We start from the raw sequence: 19,767 nt of genomic DNA on the forward strand, positions 1-19,767 counted from the left end.
GGTTTTAAGGTGTTTGTGCATAGTCCCAGTGGTGAACGCAATGATGCTTAGCGAGATCGTTGGGGGTATAAAGAGGGTTCTGGACGAGGCCGATTCAGCAAGAGAAGAAGCGCTGAAGCTCACGAGAGACATCCTAAGGCTGAGTGGCGATGCGGTTAAGGCCATACACAGGGAAGACCTGGAAACCGCAAGGGAAAGACTAAAAAACGCCCAAAAACTTGTGGAGACGTTGAGGGAGAAGCTGAAGCCGTATCCGATGCTGTACTATTCCGGCTACGTCCAGAGCGCCCATCAGGAGTTCGTCGAGGCAACTCTGCTGCTGGCCTATAGGGAAGGAAGGAAATTCCCCTCGCCTTGGGATCTGGGCGTTCCGGAGGCCGACTATTTACTAGGCCTCGGGGATTTTATAGGCGAACTCAGGAGGCATTTCCTCCTTCTCCTCCTCAGGGGAGAAATCGGTGAGGCCGAGGAAGTTTATCACTTCATGGAAGAGCTGTACGAAGAGCTGATGACCCTGGAATACCCCAAGGGGCTGGTTAACATAAGGACGAAGCAGGACCAGGCGAGGCATGTACTCGAGAGAACCCTGGAGGATTTGGTGAGGGCCAAGCTGAGCAAGAGCCTCGAGGAGAAGCTCAAAGCGGCGGTTGGGAATGAGTGAGGAAATCTTTAAAAAGCTGGAGAGAGTTCAGAGAAAGCTCTCTGGGAGGATAGTGGAGAGGCCAATCTCTCTGGGGTCCATAAAGACCGTTGGCGCCGTTGACGTCTCGTACCGAGGGGAAAGGGCTAGAGCAGCCTTCGTCCTCTGCTCCTTTCCGGGATGCGGCATGATTAGGTCCCGAGTTGTGGAAACGGAGGTCCCCTTTCCATACGTCCCCACTTTCTTCTTCCTGAGGGAGACGAGGCCGATTCTCCTGGCGGTTGGTGGGGAGAGGCCAAACGTGTTGCTGGTCGAGGGACACGGGAAGGCACACCCGAGGGGCTACGGCCTGGCCTCACACGTAGGGCTCGTTCTGGGGATCCCGACCGTTGCAGTCGCGAAAAAACCTCTCAGGGGGGCCCCACCAGGTTCGTGGGCCAGGGTCGGGAAGGCCTACGTGAGCGTCGGCCATCTCGTGGATCTTGAATCCGCGGTGGAGATAGTTAAGGCTTTAAGCCGGAACGGCTATCCCCTACCGCTCAAGCTCGCGGACAGGCTTTCCAAAGGTGCCGGAGATGAAGCTCGAAAAGACCCAAGTTCTCATTGAGATAGCTGGAATGGGTGCGATAGGTGAGAAAAAGGCCACAACCCTGCGGGAGCTTGCAAAAAAGTTCGGTGTATCCCCCCAGACGGTTCTAAGGGCCATCGAGGAGTTAGAGGAGGACGGACTGATAACCCGGAAGGTGGAGGGGCGAAAGACCTACCTCGAGGTGAGCGATAAGGGACTTGCCCTCCTCGAGGGACTGTGTGAAAGGCTCGAGAGGGTTCTCTACAGGGGGATAATCCTCGGCGAGGTCATCTCTGGGCTGGGGGAGGGGTCGTACTACGTGAGGCTCTACAGTGGGAGGATAAAGGAGTACCTCGGCTTTGAACCCTACCCCGGAACCCTCAACGTCCGGGTTCTGTTTCCGAAAACTGTCTTTGACGCCCTCGTCAACGTGAGACCCATCCTCATACCAGGCTTTGTAAAAGACGGGAGAACCTTCGGGGACGTTAAGGCGTACCCCGTCGTTATAAACGGGATCAAAGGGGCGATAGTGGTCCCATCGAGAACCGTTCATCCCCCCAAGATAGCGGAGATAATAGCGCCCGTAAACCTGAGGGAATCGCTGGGGCTCAGAGACGGGGACAGGGTGAAGATAAAGGCCGTTGTGGAAGGTGGGTGAGATGGAGTGGAAAACCACCGGAAAGCTACTTACTGGTGCCGGAATCGGGGTTCTCGTCACGTTCCTGCTCAGTCTCCGCCTAGTCCCTGAAACCGCCCCCGTGGGGGAGGTCTTCGGGGTCTACGCGCTGGGGATGGCGGTGGGGGCGGCGGCTTTTTGGCCCCTGAGGCTGGAGTTCAGGGCGTCCCCCGTGGCTTATCTGGGAGGAGTATTTGCTATCCTCGCGATAACCGCGGTGGCTGAGCTGTCGAGCGTCACCATGGCCAAGTCGTTCGCCGTTATACTGATCTCCGTACTGGCCCTCGGTATCTTTCCGCCTACGGGGATCATAGACACGCTTCTCGCAGGTCCGGCGTACTTTGGGGGCGTCGTAACAGCCCTGGCTGTAGAAGGCGTTCTCGGGATGCTCAAGAGCGTTGAGACCATGGTCGGGACGGTTTTTGTGGGGATCACAGGGACGATAGCGGCGTTCCTCACGGCGGCGATATTCCTCGTGATATCAACCAGGCCGGGAAAACCTAAACCTTAAATATCATGGGAAAGCAGAATTCTGGGGGTGGTTTAAGTGGTCATGAGGCTCTCGAGGATATACGGAAAGCAGATATACAATACGAAGGGCAACTACGTTGGGTACGTGGACGAGGTTTTAATCGAGATCGACAGCGGCTACGGCCGGGTTCTGGCGCTGGCCCTTCCAGGGGAGAAGGTTGGCATCCCGTACGAGAGGGTCACGGCTATAGGCGACATAATACTGGTCAAGGCGAGAGAGGAGTGATTACCTTTTCTCTATCTTGAACCTCGGCTCTTCTATCCACTCCGACTTGCACCTCGGGCACTTAGAGGGTATCTTTATCTCCGGCTTGAAGACGAAGCCGCAGTTCCTGCACTCGGCGGGCTTTATTAGGAGAACCCTTCCCTCCCTCTTGAGTGTCTTCTGAATCGCCCTGAGGTCTTCAATGACCGTTTTGACTGCCCCCTTGCCCCTGAGCTCAAGGGCCCTCGCCAGCTCACTCGGCGAGTAGTCCCGTTCCTCCAAAAGGCTTATTATCCTCTGCCTTCTCGTCATCATGGGGATGCATTGGAAAATAGGGATTTAAACCTAACCGGTGTCGACGATGATCGTGGAAAAGGCTGGGGAAATACTCAAGAGGCATGAACTTTGCGATCACTGCCTCGGAAGGCTCTTCGCCCGACTCGGTAAGGGTACCAACGAGGAGAGGGGAAAAGCGATAAGGTTCGTCCTCAACATGGAGCGCTCGGCCAGAGGTCTGGCCCCAATCGACGAACCGGAAAAATGCGAGCTTTGTGGAAACGTCTTCGAGAGAATCCCGGAGCTCGTTGAAAAGATGCTCGAATCCTCCGGAAGCGTAGAGTTCGATACCTTTCTGGTGGGTTCGCGCTTCCCCGAGGACGTCGAGGGGAAGGAGCGGGCCATATGGGGGGAGTTCGGGATCGAAACGGCCGAGCCCATAAACCGCGAGTTCAACCGCGAGCTGGGGAAGGCCTTCGGTCTGGCCACGGGCAAGGACACGTCAAGGAACCCGGACGTGGTCTTCGTGGTGGAACCCCACACAGGCAGGATCGAGCTCCAGGTAAACCCGGTTTACATTTACGGCCGCTACAGAAAGCTCGTCAGGGGGATCCCGCAGACACCGTTGCCGGAGTTCGAGGACAGCGTGGCCTCGATAATCTGCAGAGCTTTCTCCAGGGCTTTCTCCGGCAAGTGCGTCTTCAAGGGCGCTGGCAGGGAAGACGTTGACGTCCGCATGCTCGGCAACGGAAGGCCTTTCATCGTTGAGATAAAGCGGCCGAAGAGGAGGAAAGTCGACCTCGGCGCTATAGCAAGGGAGATAAACTCAAGCGGAAAGGTTGAGGTCCTGAACCTCCGCTTCGTCTCGCCGAAAGAGGCCGAGGAAGTTCTGACGAAGAGCCACAGGAAGGAGTATCTAGCCCTCGTCCTCGTTGAGGAAGGTGTAACACCGGAGGAAGCCGAGGGGGTAGCCAGAAAACTGAGGGGCCTCGAGATCCACCAAAGAACGCCGTGGCGCGTCAGAAAGGCCAGGGCCGACAAAGTCAGGGTCAGAAAGGTCCACGAGGCTGAGGCGAGGTGGATAGACGAGAAGCACTTCGAGTTAAGACTCGTGACCGACGGGGGGCTATACATAAAGGAGCTGGTTTCCGGAGACAGGGGCAGGACGAAGCCGAGCGTCAGCGAGTTGCTTGGAAAACCTGCCTGGTGCGAGAGGCTTGATGTTTTGAACATACTGGACGATTGATGATTTCCCCTTCTACCCACCGGGTGAAAGATTTATAAATGGACCGTCCGAGGCTTTAGTGATTCCATGAGGGGGTTAGCTGGGAGGCTAAAAAGGTGAAAAGAAGACCCCCTTCGCTAAACGCAGTGCCTTGAGGTTTCGAAGGCAAAAACCGTGTGTTTAGTGCCTGTGAGGCATAAACGGGTTAAAGGGGTGATTGACATGGTTAAGAAGGCGCACAGCTTCAGGAAGAAGACTCGCGGGAAGCTCAGCAAGAGCCCGAGGAGGAGGGGACTTCCCCCGCTCACCAGGTTCCTCCAGGAGTTCGAGGTCGGGCAGAGGGTTCACATCGTCATAGAGCCGAGCTACCACAAGGGCATGCCCGACCCGAGGTTCCACGGAAGGACCGGAACCGTCGTCGGCAAGCGCGGCGATGCCTACATCGTGGAGCTCAAGGACGGGGGCAAGGTTAAGACCTTCTTCATCCACCCGGTCCACCTCAGGCCCCAGAAGGGATGAGCATGATCGGGAAAAAGAAGATAGAGGAGCGCTACCTAACCCTTGCGGAGGCAAGGGAGCTCCTCGAGAGGCGCAAGGCAGAGGGCATCGAGGAGAACCCGGAGGAGCCCATGTTCTACGAGGCCAGGGTTAGCCTCGAGCACGCCGAGCGCTTCGCCAAGCTCAAGCCAGAGCAGGCGGCGGAGCTGAAGGAGAAGCTCCTCGGCCTCTTCGACTGGATAGACGAGAGGATAGCCGTCAAGCTGGTGGACCTCCTCCCGGAGGACTACTTCGACATCCGCGTCATCTTCGCCAAAGAGGAGTACATGCCCACGAAAGAGGAGGCGGAGGAGATAATAAGGCTCCTCGACGAGTACCGGCCGCTTGAGTGACGGCCGTTCTACCTTTTTTCCTCACAAAGTATAAAAACTCCTAGGGGTAGAGTTTTTGGGGGAGAGAAGATGGACTACACGAGACGCCACCCGTATCGGGAAAGCCTCCAGAAGAAGAGGCACAACAAAGAGTACGAGGAGTACGCCTACGTTCTGGATTACCTTCCCGAGGGGTACACCGATATAAGCACCGGAAGGCGAACCGGGAAGCCAGTCGCCCAGGTCATAGGGGAGAAGGCCTTCACCCTCCTCGAAGTCACCCCGAAATCAGACCTCATGCTCTACGAAAGGGTCTTCATCGGAAAGGGAGACAGGGATAAAATCCTTATGATAAACAGGAAGATAGGCCACGATGAGCTCACGGCAACGGCAAAGGCCGAGCTTCCCTACGTTGTCAAGGAGATAGTGAAGAACAACGAGGAGCGCTTCGTTAAGTTCTTCAACATCGCCCCGCCGATAACTAACAGGCTTCACAGCCTCGAGCTCCTGCCCGGGATAGGCAAGAAGCTCATGTGGGAAATCCTTGAGGAGCGGAAGAAAGAACCATTCAAGAGCTTTGAAGACCTAAAATCCAGGGTAAAGGGACTCCACGACCCCTGCGAGATGATCGCCAAGAGGGTCGTTGAAGAGATAGAAGGCAAAGACCGCTACAGACTCTTTGTGGGCTCAAGGAGGCTCTTCAGGGAATGAGGGAGCGCCTTTTTTATTTAATTTCCAAGTACAACCTCAACCCGAAGAGGGATCTCGGGCAGAATTTTCTCATAGTGCCCGACATCATCGAGAGGAACATAGAGCGGGCAGAGGTTTCCGAGGGCGACACTGTCCTTGAGATAGGCCCCGGGCTTGGTGTCCTAACGGATCCCCTCAGCAAGAGGGCAGGGAAAGTCTACGCGATAGAGAAGGACCCCCGACTGGTGGGGATCCTCAGGAAGGAATACGGATGGTCAAACGTCGAGATAATCCACGGAGATGCCCTCAAAGTCGCCTTCCCCGAGTTCAACAAGGTCGTTTCAAACCTCCCCTACCAGATATCCTCCCCCATAACCTTCAAGATACTGGAACACGAGTTCGACGTCGCCATTTTGATCTATCAGCTTGAGTTCGCCCAGCGGATGGTCGCTAAACCCGGAGAAAAGAACTACTCCCGCCTCTCCCTGATGGTCAGGGCGAAGGCCTACGCCGAGCTGGTGGAGCGGATAGGCAGGGGCGCCTTCTGGCCGAGGCCGAAGGTTGATTCGGCAGTGATAGTCCTAAGGCCCAAACCAAAGGGTGAGAGAATAGAGCTGGATGAAAACCTTGTTAAAGCCCTCTTCCAGCATAGAAGGAGCACCGTTAGGGCGGCGCTGAAGAAGTCCCCCCACATGATCGGACTGAGCAAGGGAGACATGGCGCGGATAGCAGATGGGATACCCCACGGCTCAAAGAGGGTCTTTCAGCTCACACCCGAGGATGTCCTGGACATTCAGGGCCACCTCTCCAAGCTTCTCACAAAAGAAGAACCTTCCGGGTAGGAATATCTGAACAAGGTATTCTCACTTCACGTTTTCTACAAAGGGGGCTTTCAGACCCACATACCCCTTGAAGAATAGCCGACGACCACAATAAGGTTTAAATGCTCAAAGTTGCTACACTGCCCGGTGATGTTCATGATCGAAGTCGGGGAATACAAGGTTAAGGAGGGCCTTTACTACACGAAGGACCACGAGTGGGCCCAGGTCCTTGAGGATGGAACCGTTCTCGTCGGGATAAGCGACTACGCCCAGAAGGAGCTTGGCGATTTGGCCTACGTCGAGCTCCCCGAGGTCGGGAAGGAGCTCAGCAAGGGCGACGTCCTCTGCGAGCTGGAGAGCGTCAAGGCCGTCAGCGAGGTCTACGCCCCGGTCAGCGGGAAGGTCGTCGAGGTTAACTCCGAACTCGAGGACAGCCCAGAGCTTCTCAACGAGGATCCCTACGAGAACTGGATAGCCAAACTCAAGCCGAGCAACCTCGACGAGGAGCTCAAGGAGCTCATGGACGCGGAGGCCTACGCCGAGTACCTGAAGAGCCTCTGATTCTGGCTCCCTTTTCATCCCATTCATTCTCGGGGGATTCTGGAAAAGAGTGAGCTCAGCCCTCTGCTATCATCACTTCCGCCCGCGCGGTTCAGCTACCCTAGAGCTCTTCATCGCTCGTTCTACCCTCTCCAAAAGGGAGTTAAAAGCCTAGCGGCTCGGCCAGTATGCCCGTCATCACTGGTCAGCCACTCCAGGGCTCGTCATCGCCTCCACGGCTGTCGGTATATGAGACAGCATCCAGTATAAAAAGCTCAAACTTGGATTTCACTCTTCTGACTTGGGCGAGACAAATAAACTTTTCCGGACTCATAAAATGGAAAAGTTAATCTATCACCAGCACCTAAATCCACAAGGGTGAGATCATGACGAAAGTCAAAGTCACCGTTAAAATTCCCCCTGAGTGGAGCAAAGACTTCACCCGGGACTTCAAGACCTTCCTCAAAGAATACCTCGAAGCCGCAGGCTACTCCACAAGAGGCCTGAAAGTAAGAAAGGTGGCGACGAAATGACCAACAAAAAGAACACGACCGAGGTAACCCTACTCATAGAAACCCCCGAGAAAGTCCCAAAGGAAGTGATAACCGAAGCTCTCAAAGAATACCTCAGAAGAAAAAAGACCGCCGAGAAACTCTACAAGCTCTTGGAGAGGTTTGATTGGGATGCCATCGAGGACAAAAAAGCCAAAAAGTAAAATCCTCGCCGACACGAGCGTCCTCATAAAACTCGCAAGAAAACGGCAACTTCACAAGCACTACTTCAACATCTCCATAATCACCGTTCTAGAATTCGTCAGAGGAGCGAGAACCCAAAAAGGAGCCGTCCAGTTCCTCAAACTCCTCCAGGAATTATACCACATAGAACCCATAGACGACCACATAACCCTCGTTTACTGGGAAGCCTTTCGAAGAGTAAGAAGATCCATAGAGGACAACGACCTCCTCATCGGAGCAACCGCCATAGCAAAGAACTACACCCTCTGGACCGCAAACGAAAAACACTTCAAACCCCTCCAAAGCCTTGGCCTTAAAATCAAAACGTGGAGGAACTAGCCAGTTTTCTCGAAACCCTTATAACTTCTGCCCCAGTAGTTAACTACTGGGGTGATAGTTGTGTACTTCGACACCTGCCCGAAGAGGCGGCGGGAGGATTTGTACGACAGGGAAGGTGAACTGAGAGAGTTTGAGAACTCCCTGAAGTCCAACAACCCGCTTACGGTCATCACCGGCATAAGGAGGCTTGGAAAGACCTCCCTCCTCCTCGTTGGCCTCAACGAGCTTGACCTCCCCTACATCCTCGTTGATTTCAGGGGAGTGAATCCCAACTCCCGCATGGACGTCTACAAGAGGATAGAGAGCGCCATCAATGCATTCTTCCGCGAAAACCGTGGGATCTGGGAAGAGGTCAAAGGGAACCTCAAAAGCATCTCTGGCCTGAGAGTGCTCGGCTTTGGTGTGAGCTTCTCCTGGAAGGGAGAGAAGACAGACCTGATTGCCCTATTCAGGGAACTGGAGAAATACAACGTTGTCCTGGCCTTCGATGAGGTTCAGTATCTCAGAGGGCCGGTTGGTAGTGAGTTCGCGGGTTTGATAGCACACCTCTACGACTACTCCGAGCTGAGAATTGTCATGACAGGCTCGGAGGTTGGCCTCCTCCACGACTACCTCGGGGTCGATGACCCCAAAGCGCCGCTGTACGGACGGTACTTCCACGAGGTGAGCCTGTCCTGCTTTACTCCGGAGCAGAGCATGGACTTCCTGTTGAAGGGGTTCGAGCAGGTTGGTATAAACCCGCCGGAAAGGCTCATTGAGGAAGCAGTTGAGAGGCTTGACGGTATAGTCGGCTGGCTCGTCCTCTTCGGGAGGAAAGCGATGGAGAATGGCCTGTCCCGGGGGCTCATAGATGAAGTCTTCGAGGAGGCAAAGGCGCTCGCGATGAGCGAGTTCGAGAACTTCCTGGTGAAAAGGTCGGCGGCGAGGGATAGGTACGTCGAGATAATGCGGGCCGTGGCGAGTGGAAAACGGACGTGGGAGGAGATAAAGGAGCACTTGGAACGAAAAGAGGGTAAGAGCATAGCCGACAGCGTGCTAGCGAGGCTCCTTAAAGCGCTTGTTGACTCGTCTTTTCTAGAAAAGGTCAGGGAGGGAAGAAACGTCCACTACAGAATCCCGGACCCGATACTGGAGGCGTGCTTCAAGTAGAGAAAAAAGAGGGACTCAGGCGTTTTCCTCCCTCTTCTTCGTGAGGTACTCGTGGATGGCCTTGGCAGCGCGCCTTCCGTCACCCATAGCAAGGATGACGGTGGCCTCGCCCCTTATTGCGTCACCGCCGGCGAAGACGCCCGGGATGCTGGTCATGAGGTTCTCGTCCACTACAATCCTTCCGCGCTCGACCTTCAGCCCTGGAGTGTTGATGATGAGCCTGTTCGGGTGCTTTCCGATGGCTATGATCACCGTGTCTGCCTCAAGCGTGACATACTCGCCGGTGCCAACGATCTTCCTCTTGCCCCTCTTATCGCGCTCCTCGAGCGGCTTCATTCTCTCGAACTTCACTGCCTTGACGTTACCGTTCTCGTCGCCTATGAACTCCACAGGGTTAATGAAGTACTCGAACTTTATTCCTTCTTCCTTTGCGTGCTCAACCTCCTCGATCCTCGCGCTGACGTCCTCCTCACCGCGGCGGTAGGCGATGGTGACCTCCGCTCCAAAGCGCCTCGCACTTCTCGCTGCATCCATGGCGGTGTTTCCTGCACCGATGACGATAACCTTCTTCCCGACCTTGACGGGAGTGTCGTACTCCGGGAACAGGTAAGCCTTCATGAGGTTAACCCTGGTAAGGAACTCGTTGGCGGTGTAAATGCCGTTGAGGTTGATTCCGGGGGCGTTGATGAGCCTCGGCGTTCCAGCGCCTGAGCCTATGAAGACGGCATCGTACTCCTGGAGGAGTTCTTCAATGGTTATCGTCTTTCCGACGATGTGGTCGGTGAGTATCTTAACTCCAAGCTTCTTCAGCTTGTCAATCTCGCTCTCCACGATGCTCTTTGGCAGCCTGAACTCGGGAATACCGTACATCAGGACTCCTCCGGGCTCGTGGAGGGCCTCGTAGATTGTAACGTCGTAGCCGAGCTTGGCCAGCTCGCCAGCGGCGGTAAGACCAGCTGGCCCGGCACCGATGATTGCAACGCGCTGTCCCTTCTTCTCTATCCTGGGCACCATCTCGAAGAGCAACTGCTCGTCTATGCCCTTCTCGCGCGCGTAGTCGGCCACAAACCTCTCGAGCTTGCCGATGTTTATCTTGTCTCCAACCCTGCCCATGACACAGTTCATCTCACACTGATCCTCCTGCGGGCAGACGCGGCCGGTGGTGGCAGGCAGGGAGTTGCAGGCCCAGATGACGTTCAGAGCTTCTTTAACTGCCCTGTCCGGGTCGTCACGGTACTCAACGAGCTTGCTTATGAAACCGGGTATGTTAATGTGAACCGGACAGCCCTTGATACAGGGGGCGTAATCGTATGGGCACTGAAGGCACCTTTCGGCTTCCTTAACAGCAAGCTCGAAAGTGTAGCCGAGGTTTACCTCCAAAAAGTCCTTGACTCTCTTCTCCGCCGGTCTCTCCGGCGTCGGAACGCGCTCCTTGATGAGCTTTCTCCTAACCGCCATCACTGTTCACCTCCCTGGAGGGCCTTCATGTACTCCTGCATGGCCCTCCGCTCCATGTCGGTGTAATAACCCGTTCTCGCGATGAGAACGTCCCAGTCGATCCCGTAAGCGTCGAACTCGGGGCCGTCGATACAGGCGAACTTGACCTCACCGCCGACGGTAACGCGGCAGGCGCCGCACATACCGGTTCCGTCCACCATAATCGGGTGGAGGTCTGCCTTCATCGGGATCCCGAACTCCTTGACGACGTTGAAGACCGCCCTCTGGTCTCCGGCTGGGCCCACCATGAAAACCAGATCCCAGTCCTCTCTCTCAAGCATCTCGCGAACCTTCTCGGTGAGTCTCTTGGTAACGTTCTTCATGTTCGCCGGGAAGTCGAGGTTCGGGTCTATCGGAACCGTCTCAAGGACGTGCCTACCAACGGCCTTCTCAAGCTCGTCCTTCAGAACAACCATCGGTTCAAAGGTAACGTGGAGCGTTGTGACGTCGTTTCCAAGCTCCTGCCAGGCCTTCGCGATCGGATAAACCTCAACTATTCCTGTGTAGGCACCTATCGCCAGTATTTTGCCGAACTTCTTCATCTCAGCGGGGTTTCCGAGAGGACCGGCGACGTTTAGCAGGGAATCACCCGGCTTGAGCTCGTTGGCCATCCTCATCGTCGTCTTTCCGCGGATGAAGGTTATGAGGACAACCCAGCCCTCATCCCTGTCCCACATGACTGGGGTGAGCGGGATCCTCTCACCGTTCGGAAATGCCCTGACTATGACGAACTGTCCTGGCTGAACCTTCTTGGCCACGTGGGGGGCCTCAATTTTGTACCAGACGTTGCGCATGGCTATTTCCTTCTTCTCAAGTATTCGGTACACGATGAACACCTCCGTGCACAGGCTCAAACATGGGCATCTAAAGGTTCACAACGTTGAGTATTTATAAACCTGTTGCCAACCAAAGGTTAAGGATCCCCGAGGGAGTTTCGCCCGTTCCCGTGAGATGCAGAACATGATTCAGCATACTGTCGTGAGCGGTTTGGCATCTCGGGGACAAAAGCCATTGCGTCAGACACCACGAAACGGGAAAAGTTAAAACCCTCCAATCAAACCATCCCCGGTGATTGAAATGAGAACTGGTTACTGGGTCTCGGTAGTACTGACAGCGCTGTTCCTCTTCTGGCCGATCCTCTACGGCAATATTGCTATCCTGCAGAGAATTCCGGGGGATCCAGCGCTCCAGGCGATTGCAGGAGTGCTGGTCTTCGGGGCGCTGGCGTATTTCACGTACGGAGAAGAGAACGGGGGAGCAAAGGAAGAAGAGGTCACAGCTTCCGGATGAAGGTTATATAGCCGGTGTGTGCCAGCATAGTCGTCTTCGGCCTCATGCACTCCTTCTTGACCTCCTGCTCCCTCACCAGAACCTCGACGACCCTCGGCTTGTAGAAGTGCTCCCTGTAAGCTTGAAACGCCTGGAAGAAGCGGTGAACCTGGTTGGCGCATGGGGTGTAGGCCACGAAGTACCCTCCCGGCCGGAGAACCTCCACCGCGTGTGGGAGAACGTTCTCCGGTTGCGGCAGGTCGAGCACGATGTGGTCCGCGCGCTCTTCGTCGATGCCCTCGTAGATGTCCTTGAGCTTTATCGTGACCCTATCGGAGAAGCCGGCGAGCTCGACGTTTTTCCTAGCTATCTCGGCGTGGTCTTCCCTGACCTCGTAGCTGATCACCCTTCCGCTTGGCCCCACTATGTTGGCCAGGAAGATCGTGAGCGCTCCGCTCCCGACGCCGGCCTCTATAACCGTGTCGCCGGGAGAAATACCCGCGTAGGCGATTATTATGCCCGCGTCCTTCGGGTGGATTATCTGCGGCCCGCGCCTCATCTTGGCTATTATGTCGTTGATGTCCGGCTTGATGACCCTGAACACCTCCCCCTTGTGGCTGGTTATCGAGCTCCCGTAGGGCTTTCCGATGAGTTCGCCGAGCTTTAGTATTCCCAAATCGGTGTGGAACTCCCTCTCGGAGACCGTGACGAGGTAGCGCTTGCCCCTCCGATCGACCAGAAGAACCCTGTCGCCCTCCTTAACGAGCACTCCCACTACCTCCCTTGATGACCTCAACCCCCTCCTTTTTAAGCACCAGCACCCACGACGAGATCTCCTCCAGTATTGCGCGCTCGAAATGACCCACCGCCTCCGTGTTGAGGAACACGAAAGTTACCCAGTCCTCAAGGGGGATCGTGCTCGTCGCGTGGAGGATGTTGTACAGCCCCGATTTTCCCGTGAAGTACAGGTACTCCGCCAGGCCGAAGATGAAGGAGTACTTCGGCTTCTGGGGGAGGTTGAGGGTCCTCCTGATCATTGAATAGTAGCTCCTCAGGAAGCTTTCAGTGTCGCTGTAAACCTTCTCCTCGGCCGCAAGCTGGCCGTAGCTCGCGCCCCCCGGGCCGAACTTAAAGACGTGTATGTTCCTCTTGGCCTCGATGAGACCGCGATAGTCCCTTCCCGCGAGTGTCCTCAAGTAGTTCCGGAACATTATGTCCCCGATCCCGTAGAAATCGAACACGATAACAGTACCGTCCTTCACAAACGACCGCATAATCTCCTTCCATTCCAGATCCCTGAGGGTTATGTCTGGGGTATACTCAACCAGAACCCGGTCACCTGGCTGAAGCAAGGGGATGAGACGAAGGACTTCCTTGTATTTTAGCATCGCCACCACCACAATGATTTTTAAAGGCGCGAATTTAAAAAGTTTGGGTGAGGAGAATGCCAAAGTTCGTCGTATGGCCGAGCGAGCTCGATTCAAGGTTGAACAGAAAATACGGCAGGGCTGTTCCAAAGAGCGTGGCGGTCAAAGCCCCCTCCCTCCGCGAGATAGAGGACGCCGCCGTTACCCTCGGGTTCAATGTGATCGAAAAAGACCCCACCAAGCTAAACCCCCGCTTGGCGGGCGTCGAAGAGGAGTACAGAACCAGTGGAAGGCTGATAATAGAGTCCCCCCACGGAAAGGGTAAGAGCCTCAGGATGATAGCAGAGAAGATCCGCGAACTAAGGAAACGAACGGAAGTAAGGAAATCCAAGCGGAAAAAGCGCTGAATCACTCTTCTTCCATTTCGACTACTATGGCAGTAGTCGTGTCGATGACGCCGTCGATGTTGTGGATGTCGTGGAGTATCTTCCTCGTGAGCTCACCGAGGTCGTTGGCCTCGATGTAGACTATGGCGTCGTAGGGGCCCGTAACCGCGTCGGCCCTTATGACACCCTGGAGGGATTTGAGGGAGTCTATAACGCTCTCAACCTTCCCGATCTCTATCGTCAGCAAAACGTAGGCCTTAACCATGGAAACCACCTTCGGAGTTTTTACAGTATTCTCTTGTGTGAGGTTTAATTTAAGCTTTTCGCAACCCCCGAATGGAGGGGAGCGAGAAAACCAGAAACCGATGAATCCCCGCGTTTCGCGGGACGCTGAACACCTGAAAAGCCAACGTTCCCCCACGGCAGGGGTTAACCGCCCTATCATCTGGGGAATGAATATTTTTAACGAGCCCCATTGTTTCTGAGAGTGCCATTATATCCAAATGTGCTCATCGAAAGATTTATTACGGACATCGAACACACTATCAGTGCCAATACCTTTGAGGTGGTACACCATGGCGAATAAAAAGGTTGTACTGTCCGTTTTTCTTGTGTTTTTGGTGGCCTTTTCAGTAGTGGCCAGCGGCTGCATTGGCGGCGGTGGAGGGGGAACCACCAGCTCAAGCCCCAGCAAGACCACGACTACGACCCAGAGCCAGAGTAAAACCACAACCTCAAGTCAGGCGACCACTACCGCACCCCCAACGCTCTCGCCAAAGATCCTCGAAATGGGAAAGGTCTACGTTATAGAGACCGACAAGAGCGTTATCGTAGTTGGCCCGAAGGGTGAGAACCCGACCGTCCAGATCCCGAGCGGTGTCAAAGTTATAAAGGTCCAGTACGAGGTCGACGAGGCCAACACCCCGAGCATAAAGAGCCTCATGGAGGCAGGGCAGGGGTTCGGTAAGATCGACCCGGCCTTCTTCCGCGACGAGCACGTCGATGCCCTCATCATAGCCGCAAGGCGCGAGACCGACCCGGCCGTAAGGACTGAGCTCTTCAAGGCCCTCTACATGCTCGGAAACAAGCTCGTCCCCGAGGTCATCCTCGGCCAGAACAGGCAGCTCCGCGTCTACTGGGACTGGGTTAAGGGACGCTACTACCACCCGACCCTCGCGGAGCGCTACGACCTCCTCAGCGAGGATCCGAACGCTCCATCAGTCCAGATAGGAATCAAGGACTACAAGAACGACCCCGAGACCTACACCATAGCCACGATCGGCTGGCCGGAGAGCTTTGACCCGGCCATGACCTACGAGACCTTTGGATGGGAGATCTGGCACGAGATCGGCGACACCCTCGTCACCTACTGGAAGGAGAACACCGAGACCGTCAGCCCGGACCTCGCGGTTGCCTGGGCCCACAACAAGAACGGAACCGAGTGGTACTTCCTCATCCGCGGCGGCGTTAAGGCCTACGACCCGTGGAACGACAAGACCTACCCGATTGATGCAACCGACGTCGCCTTCACCTTCCTCCGCGTCGAAAGGCTCGGACACAGCGTCAGCTGGATGGTCGACAGCTTCATGGACGTCAACCACTCGGCAGCACTGACCGAGGACGAGTTCAACAACTACCTCAAGGACCACCCGCTTGTTGCAGAGTACAACGGCAAGGTCAAGGAGATACACTCGGTTGACGAGCTCAAGCAGTTCTTCGGCTACAGCGGCGACACCGCCGGCGTCTTCAAGCTCGTCCTCCCGAACCCGTACGCCCCGGTTCTCAGCATCCTCGCCGACCCGTTCCTCAGCGTCCTCCCGATGGAGTACCTCCTCGGCGACAAGTACCAGGAGGCCCTCCAGGCGAGCAACAACGGCCACGACCCGAGCGCCTGGTGGAACTATCTCCAGGAGGGTAAGGACGACCCGACCCACCAGCTCATGCACAACAAGCCCGTTGGAACCGGCCCGTTCTACGTCAAGGACTACCAGAAGGACTCGTACATAGTCCTCGAGTACAACCCGCACTACTGGAACGCCACCAGCAACCCAGGCCACAAGTACGTCATCTACATCATCAACAACGACGCCCAGTCGAGGATCAACCTCTTCAAGACCGGAACGGCTGACGTCGTCGCCATACCGCCCGAGAAGATGGACAGCGTCAAGGGACTCGAGCTCAACGGCTTCCACTCGGTCGTTAAGACCGACATACTCCAGCCGATACTGACCTTCCTGGTCTTCAACACCTACAAGGAGCCCTTCAACAACCCGAAGGTCAGGGAGGCCCTGGCCTACGCCGTCCCGTACGACCAGATATCCCAGCTCGTCTACAGGAACCTCCTCGAGCCCAACTACGGCCCGATACCCAAGCCGTGGCCGGGCTACCTCGAGGAGGGAATAATCAAGTACACCTACAACCCGGCCAAGGCCAAGCAGCTCCTGCAGGAGGCCGGCATCGACCCGAGCAAGTACAAGATCGAGCTCATCTACAACGAGGGCAACGCCGCCCGTGAGAAGATAATGACCCTCCTCCAGAACGTCTGGAGCCAGCTCGGCTTCCAGGTCACCGTCAACAGCTACAACTGGCCGACCTACCTGAGCAAGACCGAGCACGGCGACTACGACGTCTACGTCGTCGGCTGGGTGCCGGACTACCTCGACTCCGACAACTGGGTTGGGCCGTTCCTCTACGGCGCCACCGAGTTCAAGAGCCTCGAAGTTACCGTTTCGAGCTGAGGCCCTTTCCTTCTTTCATTTTGTCCGCATTTAAGCAAACACTAATCAAGGCAGGACAGGGTTCCAATAAAAAGGAGGGGTGAGCGAAGTTGGCGAACCTTAAGAAGTTTCTGATAAGGAGGTTGCTTACCTTCATACCCACAATAATCGGCGTCACTTTGATTGTGTTTTTGATAGCCTACGTCATCCCGGCGGACCCCGCTAGGGCCTGGGCCGGGGGTGAGAAGGCAACGCCGCAGGCGATAGAGAGGATAAGGGAGCAGTACCACATGAACGATCCCTGGTACGAGCAGTACTGGTTCCTCATCAGCGGTCTCGCGAGGAACAAGATAGTTGACCCGAGAACCTCAAACTACGTCTTCGATGATGTTAGAACAAGGTTTCCCGTGACTTTTGAGCTGACGCTGGTGGCGTTCTTCTTCATCCTGATAATAGGCCTCCCCCTGGGCATACTGGCCGCCCTCAAAAGGAACACGTGGGTTGATACCGTCGTTAGGATATTCGCACTTGCCGGCGTCTCAATGCCCATATTCTGGCTGGGTTACCTTCTCATGTACATCTTCTTCGTCAAATGGCGCGTCATCACCCTCGCCGGCTTCCCCGCCCCGCCGGCCCACACCATAACCCACGTGCCGATGATAGACGCCCTTCTGACCGGGGACTTCAGAACCTTTGGTCAGCACATAAGCAGGCTCTGGCTTCCCGGTCTAACGCTTGGCTTTACTGGGTCAGGTGTCCTGGCGAGGTTCGTCAGGAACTCCTTCCTTGAGGCCCTCAGCAGCGACTACGTTGCCTTCCTCAAGGCGAAGGGCGTTCCAAAGCTCAGGATATACAGGCACGCCCTCAAGAACGCGCTTGTTCCGATAGTTACAGTCCTCGGCCTCCAGTTCGGCGGACTGCTCGGAGGAACCCCGATCACGGAGAGGGTCTTTGGTCTGCCCGGAATGGGTTCCTACGTGCTCGACGCCATAAGCAACCTGGACTTCCCGGCGGTGGTGGCAATAACGTTCATCTTCGCGCTGATCTTCGTCACCACGAACCTGATCGTCGACTTCCTGTACGCGGTCATAGACCCGAGGGTTAGGTACTGAGGTGGTGGTAAAATGGGTCAAGAGGAGTACAAAAAGAGTATCCTCGACAGGATCGCGGACGGCCTTGTTGAAGCTTTAGGATCATTCATCAGCCTGTTCAAGAAGGACTGGAAGAAGAAAAACCGCTCCAAGATGGAAGAATGGAGGCTCATGCTCTACGCCCTCAACAGGTCTCCTCCCGGCCTCATAGGCCTCGCCTTCATACTCATGTTCGTGTTCCTCGGGCTGTTCGGTCCCAGTATAGCCCCCTGGAGCTACCGCTACTTCCCTGCCCTAGAGAACATGACGACCTACCTGGCCCCGCCGGGTTCGCACGCCTACCTGCCCTTTGCGAACAAGACCATAAGCTACCCGATAGGTGCCGACGACTACGGAAGGGATCTGCTGAGCCTTATACTCTACGGGGCAAGGACGTCCTTCGTCATATCAATAATCGTCATCGCCCTCGGAGTGCCCCTCGGCATAATCCTGGGCCTCATAGCAGGCTACTACGGCGGAAAAGTAGACGAGCTCATAATGCGCATAACCGACATGTTCCTCGCGTTCCCGGCGCTCATACTGGCCATAGCCTTCTCGGCAGTCCTGCCCGACAGGCTGCAGTCCTTCATCTCAAGCCACGCGACGTTTGAGAAGATTTTCCTGTGGATATTCGCGCTGGAACCTCAAGAAGCCGGAAACCTGGGCAAACTGCTCGCCGTCATCCTGGCCATGGTGATAGTCTGGTGGCCGGCTTACGCTAGAATAACCAGGGGCTCGACTCTGACGGAGAGGGAGAGCCTGTACGTTGAAGCAGCCAGAGCCATAGGCCTCAGCTCGAGGACGATAATGTTCAAGCACATCCTCCCGAACATAATCGGTCCGATCCTCGTCTACATCACCCTCGACTTCGGCGGCGTCATCCTAATGGAGGCCGGCCTGAGCTTCCTCGGCCTCGGTGCAACACCGCCGATAGCGGACTGGGGAAGGATAGTCTACGACGGCTCCCAGCACTTCCCAGAGAAGTGGTGGCTGGTAACCTATCCAGGCCTCATGATCATGCTAGTGGCCCTCGGCTGGAACCTCCTCGGAGACACAATGAGGGACATCCTCGACCCGAAGATGAGGAGGAGCATCGAGTTCAAAGTGAAGAAGCAGAAGAGGATGGAGAAGGCTGAGGAGGGTGAGGAGAATGCCTGAACCGATACTTGAAGTCCGCGACCTCACGGTTCACTTCTACACCTACGCGGGGATAGTGAAGGCCATAGAGAAGGTCTCCTTCGACATATACCGCGGTGAGACCTTCGCACTCGTCGGCGAAACCGGCTGCGGAAAGAGCGTAACCTCGAGGGCATTAACCCAGCTGATCGAGAGCCCCGGTAGAATAGTCGACGGTAAGGTCATCTACCACAGGGAGGACGGCTCCACGGTTGACCTCCTCAAGCTCAGCGAGGAGGAGATAAGGGAGATTAGGGGGAAGGAGATAGCCTACATCTTCCAAGACCCCCACGCCTCACTGGATCCGCTCTACACGGTTGGTTACCAGATCGCCGAGGCGATGGTGGTCCACAAGACCGTGAAGGACTGGAAGGAGGGGCTCAAGAGGGCCGTTGACATACTCAAGCGCGTCCTCATCCCCGATCCTGAGAACAGGGTGAACAACTACCCGCACGAGATGAGCGGGGGAATGAAACAGCGTGTCGTCATAGGAACCGGCATCTCAAACGACCCCAAGATCCTGATAGCCGACGAGCCGACCACGGCTTTGGACGTCACAGTTCAGGCTCAGATCCTCGACCTCATGAACAAGCTCAAGAGGGAGTACAACACGACCGTGATACTCATCACCCACAACATGGGCGTCGTCGCCGAGATGGCAGACCGGGTTGCGGTCATGTACGCGGGCAAAATCGTCGAGATAGGTTCGGTCGACCAGATCTTCAAGAACCCCCTGCACCCCTACACTAAAGGCCTCCTGAAGGCAGTCCCCAACCCGCTCGCCAGGATAGACCGGCTGGAAGCCATCCCAGGAACCGTGCCGAACCTGATAACGCCGCCCGGCGGCTGCCGTTTCCACCCGAGGTGTCCCTTCGCGACAGAGATCTGCAGGAAGGAAGTTCCCGAGCTTAAGGAGATAGAGCCGGGCCACTTCGTGGCCTGCCACCTGTACTGAGGTGATA

27 protein-coding genes are annotated in these 19,767 nt (G+C 55.8%); 21 read left to right on the plus strand and 6 right to left on the minus strand.

Going from position 1 to position 19,767, the window contains the following annotated elements; translation table 11 throughout:
* Nucleotides 1-40 precede the first annotated feature (40 nt).
* Genes ACZ5AM_RS09010 through ACZ5AM_RS09030 form a run of 5 tightly spaced genes read left to right on the plus strand, consistent with a single transcriptional unit; the run spans nt 41 to nt 2,641 of the window.
* Nucleotides 41-661 (plus strand): translin family protein, encoded by a 621-nt coding sequence (locus ACZ5AM_RS09010; protein WP_464916108.1) that lies wholly within the window; start codon nt 41-43, stop codon nt 659-661.
* Complete coding sequence (locus ACZ5AM_RS09015) at nt 654-1,247, plus strand: endonuclease V (protein ID WP_464914639.1); 594 nt, start codon at nt 654-656, stop codon at nt 1,245-1,247. Before ACZ5AM_RS09010 ends, ACZ5AM_RS09015 begins: the two co-directional genes overlap by 8 nt.
* A complete protein-coding gene (locus ACZ5AM_RS09020) occupies nt 1,216-1,866 on the plus strand; it encodes a DUF120 domain-containing protein (RefSeq protein ID WP_464914640.1) in 651 nt (216 codons plus the stop codon). Before ACZ5AM_RS09015 ends, ACZ5AM_RS09020 begins: the two co-directional genes overlap by 32 nt.
* A gap of 1 nt (nt 1,867) precedes the next feature.
* Nucleotides 1,868-2,395: a hypothetical protein gene (locus ACZ5AM_RS09025; protein ID WP_464914641.1), complete on the plus strand. Its 528-nt coding sequence runs from the start codon at nt 1,868-1,870 to the stop codon at nt 2,393-2,395.
* A gap of 36 nt (nt 2,396-2,431) precedes the next feature.
* The gene (locus ACZ5AM_RS09030) at nt 2,432-2,641 is read left to right on the plus strand and encodes a PRC-barrel domain-containing protein (RefSeq protein ID WP_464914642.1); all 210 of its coding nucleotides are present in this window, start codon (nt 2,432-2,434) and stop codon (nt 2,639-2,641) included.
* Here the strand turns inward: ACZ5AM_RS09030 and ACZ5AM_RS09035 are convergent, their stop codons facing one another.
* Complete coding sequence (locus ACZ5AM_RS09035; RefSeq protein WP_464914643.1) at nt 2,642-2,935, minus strand: transcriptional regulator; 294 nt, start codon at nt 2,933-2,935, stop codon at nt 2,642-2,644.
* 46 nt (nt 2,936-2,981) lie between these two features.
* Here ACZ5AM_RS09035 and ACZ5AM_RS09040 point away from each other — a divergent pair, with 46 nt between their 5' ends.
* From ACZ5AM_RS09040 to ACZ5AM_RS09085, 10 genes are all read left to right on the plus strand, one after another.
* A complete protein-coding gene (locus ACZ5AM_RS09040) occupies nt 2,982-4,142 on the plus strand; it encodes a tRNA pseudouridine(54/55) synthase Pus10 (protein ID WP_464914644.1) in 1,161 nt (386 codons plus the stop codon).
* 201 nt (nt 4,143-4,343) lie between these two features.
* Complete coding sequence (locus ACZ5AM_RS09045) at nt 4,344-4,640, plus strand: 50S ribosomal protein L21e (protein WP_464914645.1); 297 nt, start codon at nt 4,344-4,346, stop codon at nt 4,638-4,640.
* A gap of 2 nt (nt 4,641-4,642) precedes the next feature.
* Entirely contained in the window at nt 4,643-5,011 is a 369-nt protein-coding gene (locus ACZ5AM_RS09050) for an RNA polymerase Rpb4 family protein (RefSeq protein ID WP_464914646.1), read from the plus strand.
* A gap of 69 nt (nt 5,012-5,080) precedes the next feature.
* Nucleotides 5,081-5,701 carry a DUF655 domain-containing protein gene (locus tag ACZ5AM_RS09055; RefSeq protein WP_464914647.1) on the plus strand — a complete coding sequence of 207 codons (621 nt, stop codon included), beginning with the start codon at nt 5,081-5,083 and terminating at the stop codon, nt 5,699-5,701.
* A complete protein-coding gene (gene rsmA, locus ACZ5AM_RS09060; protein WP_464914648.1) occupies nt 5,698-6,522 on the plus strand; it encodes a 16S rRNA (adenine(1518)-N(6)/adenine(1519)-N(6))-dimethyltransferase RsmA in 825 nt (274 codons plus the stop codon). The genes ACZ5AM_RS09055 and rsmA overlap by 4 nt, the downstream gene beginning before the upstream one ends.
* A gap of 135 nt (nt 6,523-6,657) precedes the next feature.
* Nucleotides 6,658-7,062: a glycine cleavage system protein GcvH gene (gene gcvH, locus ACZ5AM_RS09065; RefSeq protein WP_464916109.1), complete on the plus strand. Its 405-nt coding sequence runs from the start codon at nt 6,658-6,660 to the stop codon at nt 7,060-7,062.
* A 365-nt stretch (nt 7,063-7,427) separates the two neighbouring features.
* Nucleotides 7,428-7,574 (plus strand): hypothetical protein, encoded by a 147-nt coding sequence (locus ACZ5AM_RS09070; RefSeq protein WP_464914649.1) that lies wholly within the window; start codon nt 7,428-7,430, stop codon nt 7,572-7,574.
* Complete coding sequence (locus tag ACZ5AM_RS09075; RefSeq protein WP_464914650.1) at nt 7,571-7,756, plus strand: hypothetical protein; 186 nt, start codon at nt 7,571-7,573, stop codon at nt 7,754-7,756. The genes ACZ5AM_RS09070 and ACZ5AM_RS09075 overlap by 4 nt, the downstream gene beginning before the upstream one ends.
* Nucleotides 7,725-8,114: a type II toxin-antitoxin system VapC family toxin gene (locus ACZ5AM_RS09080; protein ID WP_464914651.1), complete on the plus strand. Its 390-nt coding sequence runs from the start codon at nt 7,725-7,727 to the stop codon at nt 8,112-8,114. Before ACZ5AM_RS09075 ends, ACZ5AM_RS09080 begins: the two co-directional genes overlap by 32 nt.
* Nucleotides 8,115-8,165: 51 nt before the next feature.
* Nucleotides 8,166-9,263 carry an AAA family ATPase gene (locus tag ACZ5AM_RS09085; RefSeq protein ID WP_464914652.1) on the plus strand — a complete coding sequence of 366 codons (1,098 nt, stop codon included), beginning with the start codon at nt 8,166-8,168 and terminating at the stop codon, nt 9,261-9,263.
* Between the two features lie 15 nt (nt 9,264-9,278).
* Here the strand turns inward: ACZ5AM_RS09085 and gltA are convergent, their stop codons facing one another.
* Nucleotides 9,279-10,721 carry an NADPH-dependent glutamate synthase gene (gltA, locus tag ACZ5AM_RS09090; RefSeq protein WP_464914653.1) on the minus strand — a complete coding sequence of 481 codons (1,443 nt, stop codon included), beginning with the start codon at nt 10,719-10,721 and terminating at the stop codon, nt 9,279-9,281.
* Nucleotides 10,721-11,587, minus strand: a complete 867-nt coding sequence (locus ACZ5AM_RS09095) for a sulfide/dihydroorotate dehydrogenase-like FAD/NAD-binding protein (RefSeq protein WP_464914654.1) — start codon at nt 11,585-11,587, stop codon at nt 10,721-10,723. Before ACZ5AM_RS09095 ends, gltA begins: the two co-directional genes overlap by 1 nt.
* 250 nt (nt 11,588-11,837) lie before the next feature.
* Here ACZ5AM_RS09095 and ACZ5AM_RS09100 point away from each other — a divergent pair, with 250 nt between their 5' ends.
* Entirely contained in the window at nt 11,838-12,050 is a 213-nt protein-coding gene (locus ACZ5AM_RS09100) for a hypothetical protein (protein WP_464916110.1), read from the plus strand.
* Here the strand turns inward: ACZ5AM_RS09100 and ACZ5AM_RS09105 are convergent.
* Nucleotides 12,034-12,798 (minus strand): tRNA (adenine-N1)-methyltransferase, encoded by a 765-nt coding sequence (locus ACZ5AM_RS09105; RefSeq protein WP_464914655.1) that lies wholly within the window; start codon nt 12,796-12,798, stop codon nt 12,034-12,036. The genes ACZ5AM_RS09100 and ACZ5AM_RS09105 overlap by 17 nt on opposite strands.
* Complete coding sequence (locus ACZ5AM_RS09110) at nt 12,788-13,417, minus strand: DUF257 family protein (protein WP_464916111.1); 630 nt, start codon at nt 13,415-13,417, stop codon at nt 12,788-12,790. Before ACZ5AM_RS09110 ends, ACZ5AM_RS09105 begins: the two co-directional genes overlap by 11 nt.
* A gap of 56 nt (nt 13,418-13,473) precedes the next feature.
* Between ACZ5AM_RS09110 and ACZ5AM_RS09115 the strand changes: the two genes are divergently transcribed.
* Nucleotides 13,474-13,803, plus strand: coding sequence for a signal recognition particle protein Srp19 (locus tag ACZ5AM_RS09115; protein WP_464916112.1), 330 nt, complete (start codon nt 13,474-13,476; stop codon nt 13,801-13,803).
* A gap of 1 nt (nt 13,804) precedes the next feature.
* On the opposite strand, the gene ACZ5AM_RS09120 is transcribed toward ACZ5AM_RS09115, so the two are convergent.
* Nucleotides 13,805-14,047 carry an Lrp/AsnC ligand binding domain-containing protein gene (locus ACZ5AM_RS09120; protein ID WP_464914656.1) on the minus strand — a complete coding sequence of 81 codons (243 nt, stop codon included), beginning with the start codon at nt 14,045-14,047 and terminating at the stop codon, nt 13,805-13,807.
* 310 nt (nt 14,048-14,357) lie between these two features.
* Between ACZ5AM_RS09120 and ACZ5AM_RS09125 the strand changes: the two genes are divergently transcribed.
* The 4 genes from ACZ5AM_RS09125 (at nt 14,358) to ACZ5AM_RS09140 (ending at nt 19,760) form a co-directional block, all read left to right on the plus strand.
* On the plus strand, nt 14,358-16,520 hold the full coding sequence (locus tag ACZ5AM_RS09125; protein ID WP_464914657.1) for an ABC transporter substrate-binding protein: 2,163 nt from the start codon (nt 14,358-14,360) through the stop codon (nt 16,518-16,520).
* Between the two features lie 89 nt (nt 16,521-16,609).
* A complete protein-coding gene (locus ACZ5AM_RS09130) occupies nt 16,610-17,611 on the plus strand; it encodes an ABC transporter permease (RefSeq protein WP_464914658.1) in 1,002 nt (333 codons plus the stop codon).
* A gap of 12 nt (nt 17,612-17,623) precedes the next feature.
* Nucleotides 17,624-18,787, plus strand: a complete 1,164-nt coding sequence (locus ACZ5AM_RS09135; RefSeq protein WP_464914659.1) for an ABC transporter permease — start codon at nt 17,624-17,626, stop codon at nt 18,785-18,787.
* A complete protein-coding gene (locus tag ACZ5AM_RS09140) occupies nt 18,780-19,760 on the plus strand; it encodes an ABC transporter ATP-binding protein (RefSeq protein ID WP_464914660.1) in 981 nt (326 codons plus the stop codon). Before ACZ5AM_RS09135 ends, ACZ5AM_RS09140 begins: the two co-directional genes overlap by 8 nt.
* The last annotated feature ends 7 nt before the right edge of the window (nt 19,761-19,767 follow it).

The sequence above is a fragment of the Thermococcus fumicolans genome, assembly GCF_055386755.1.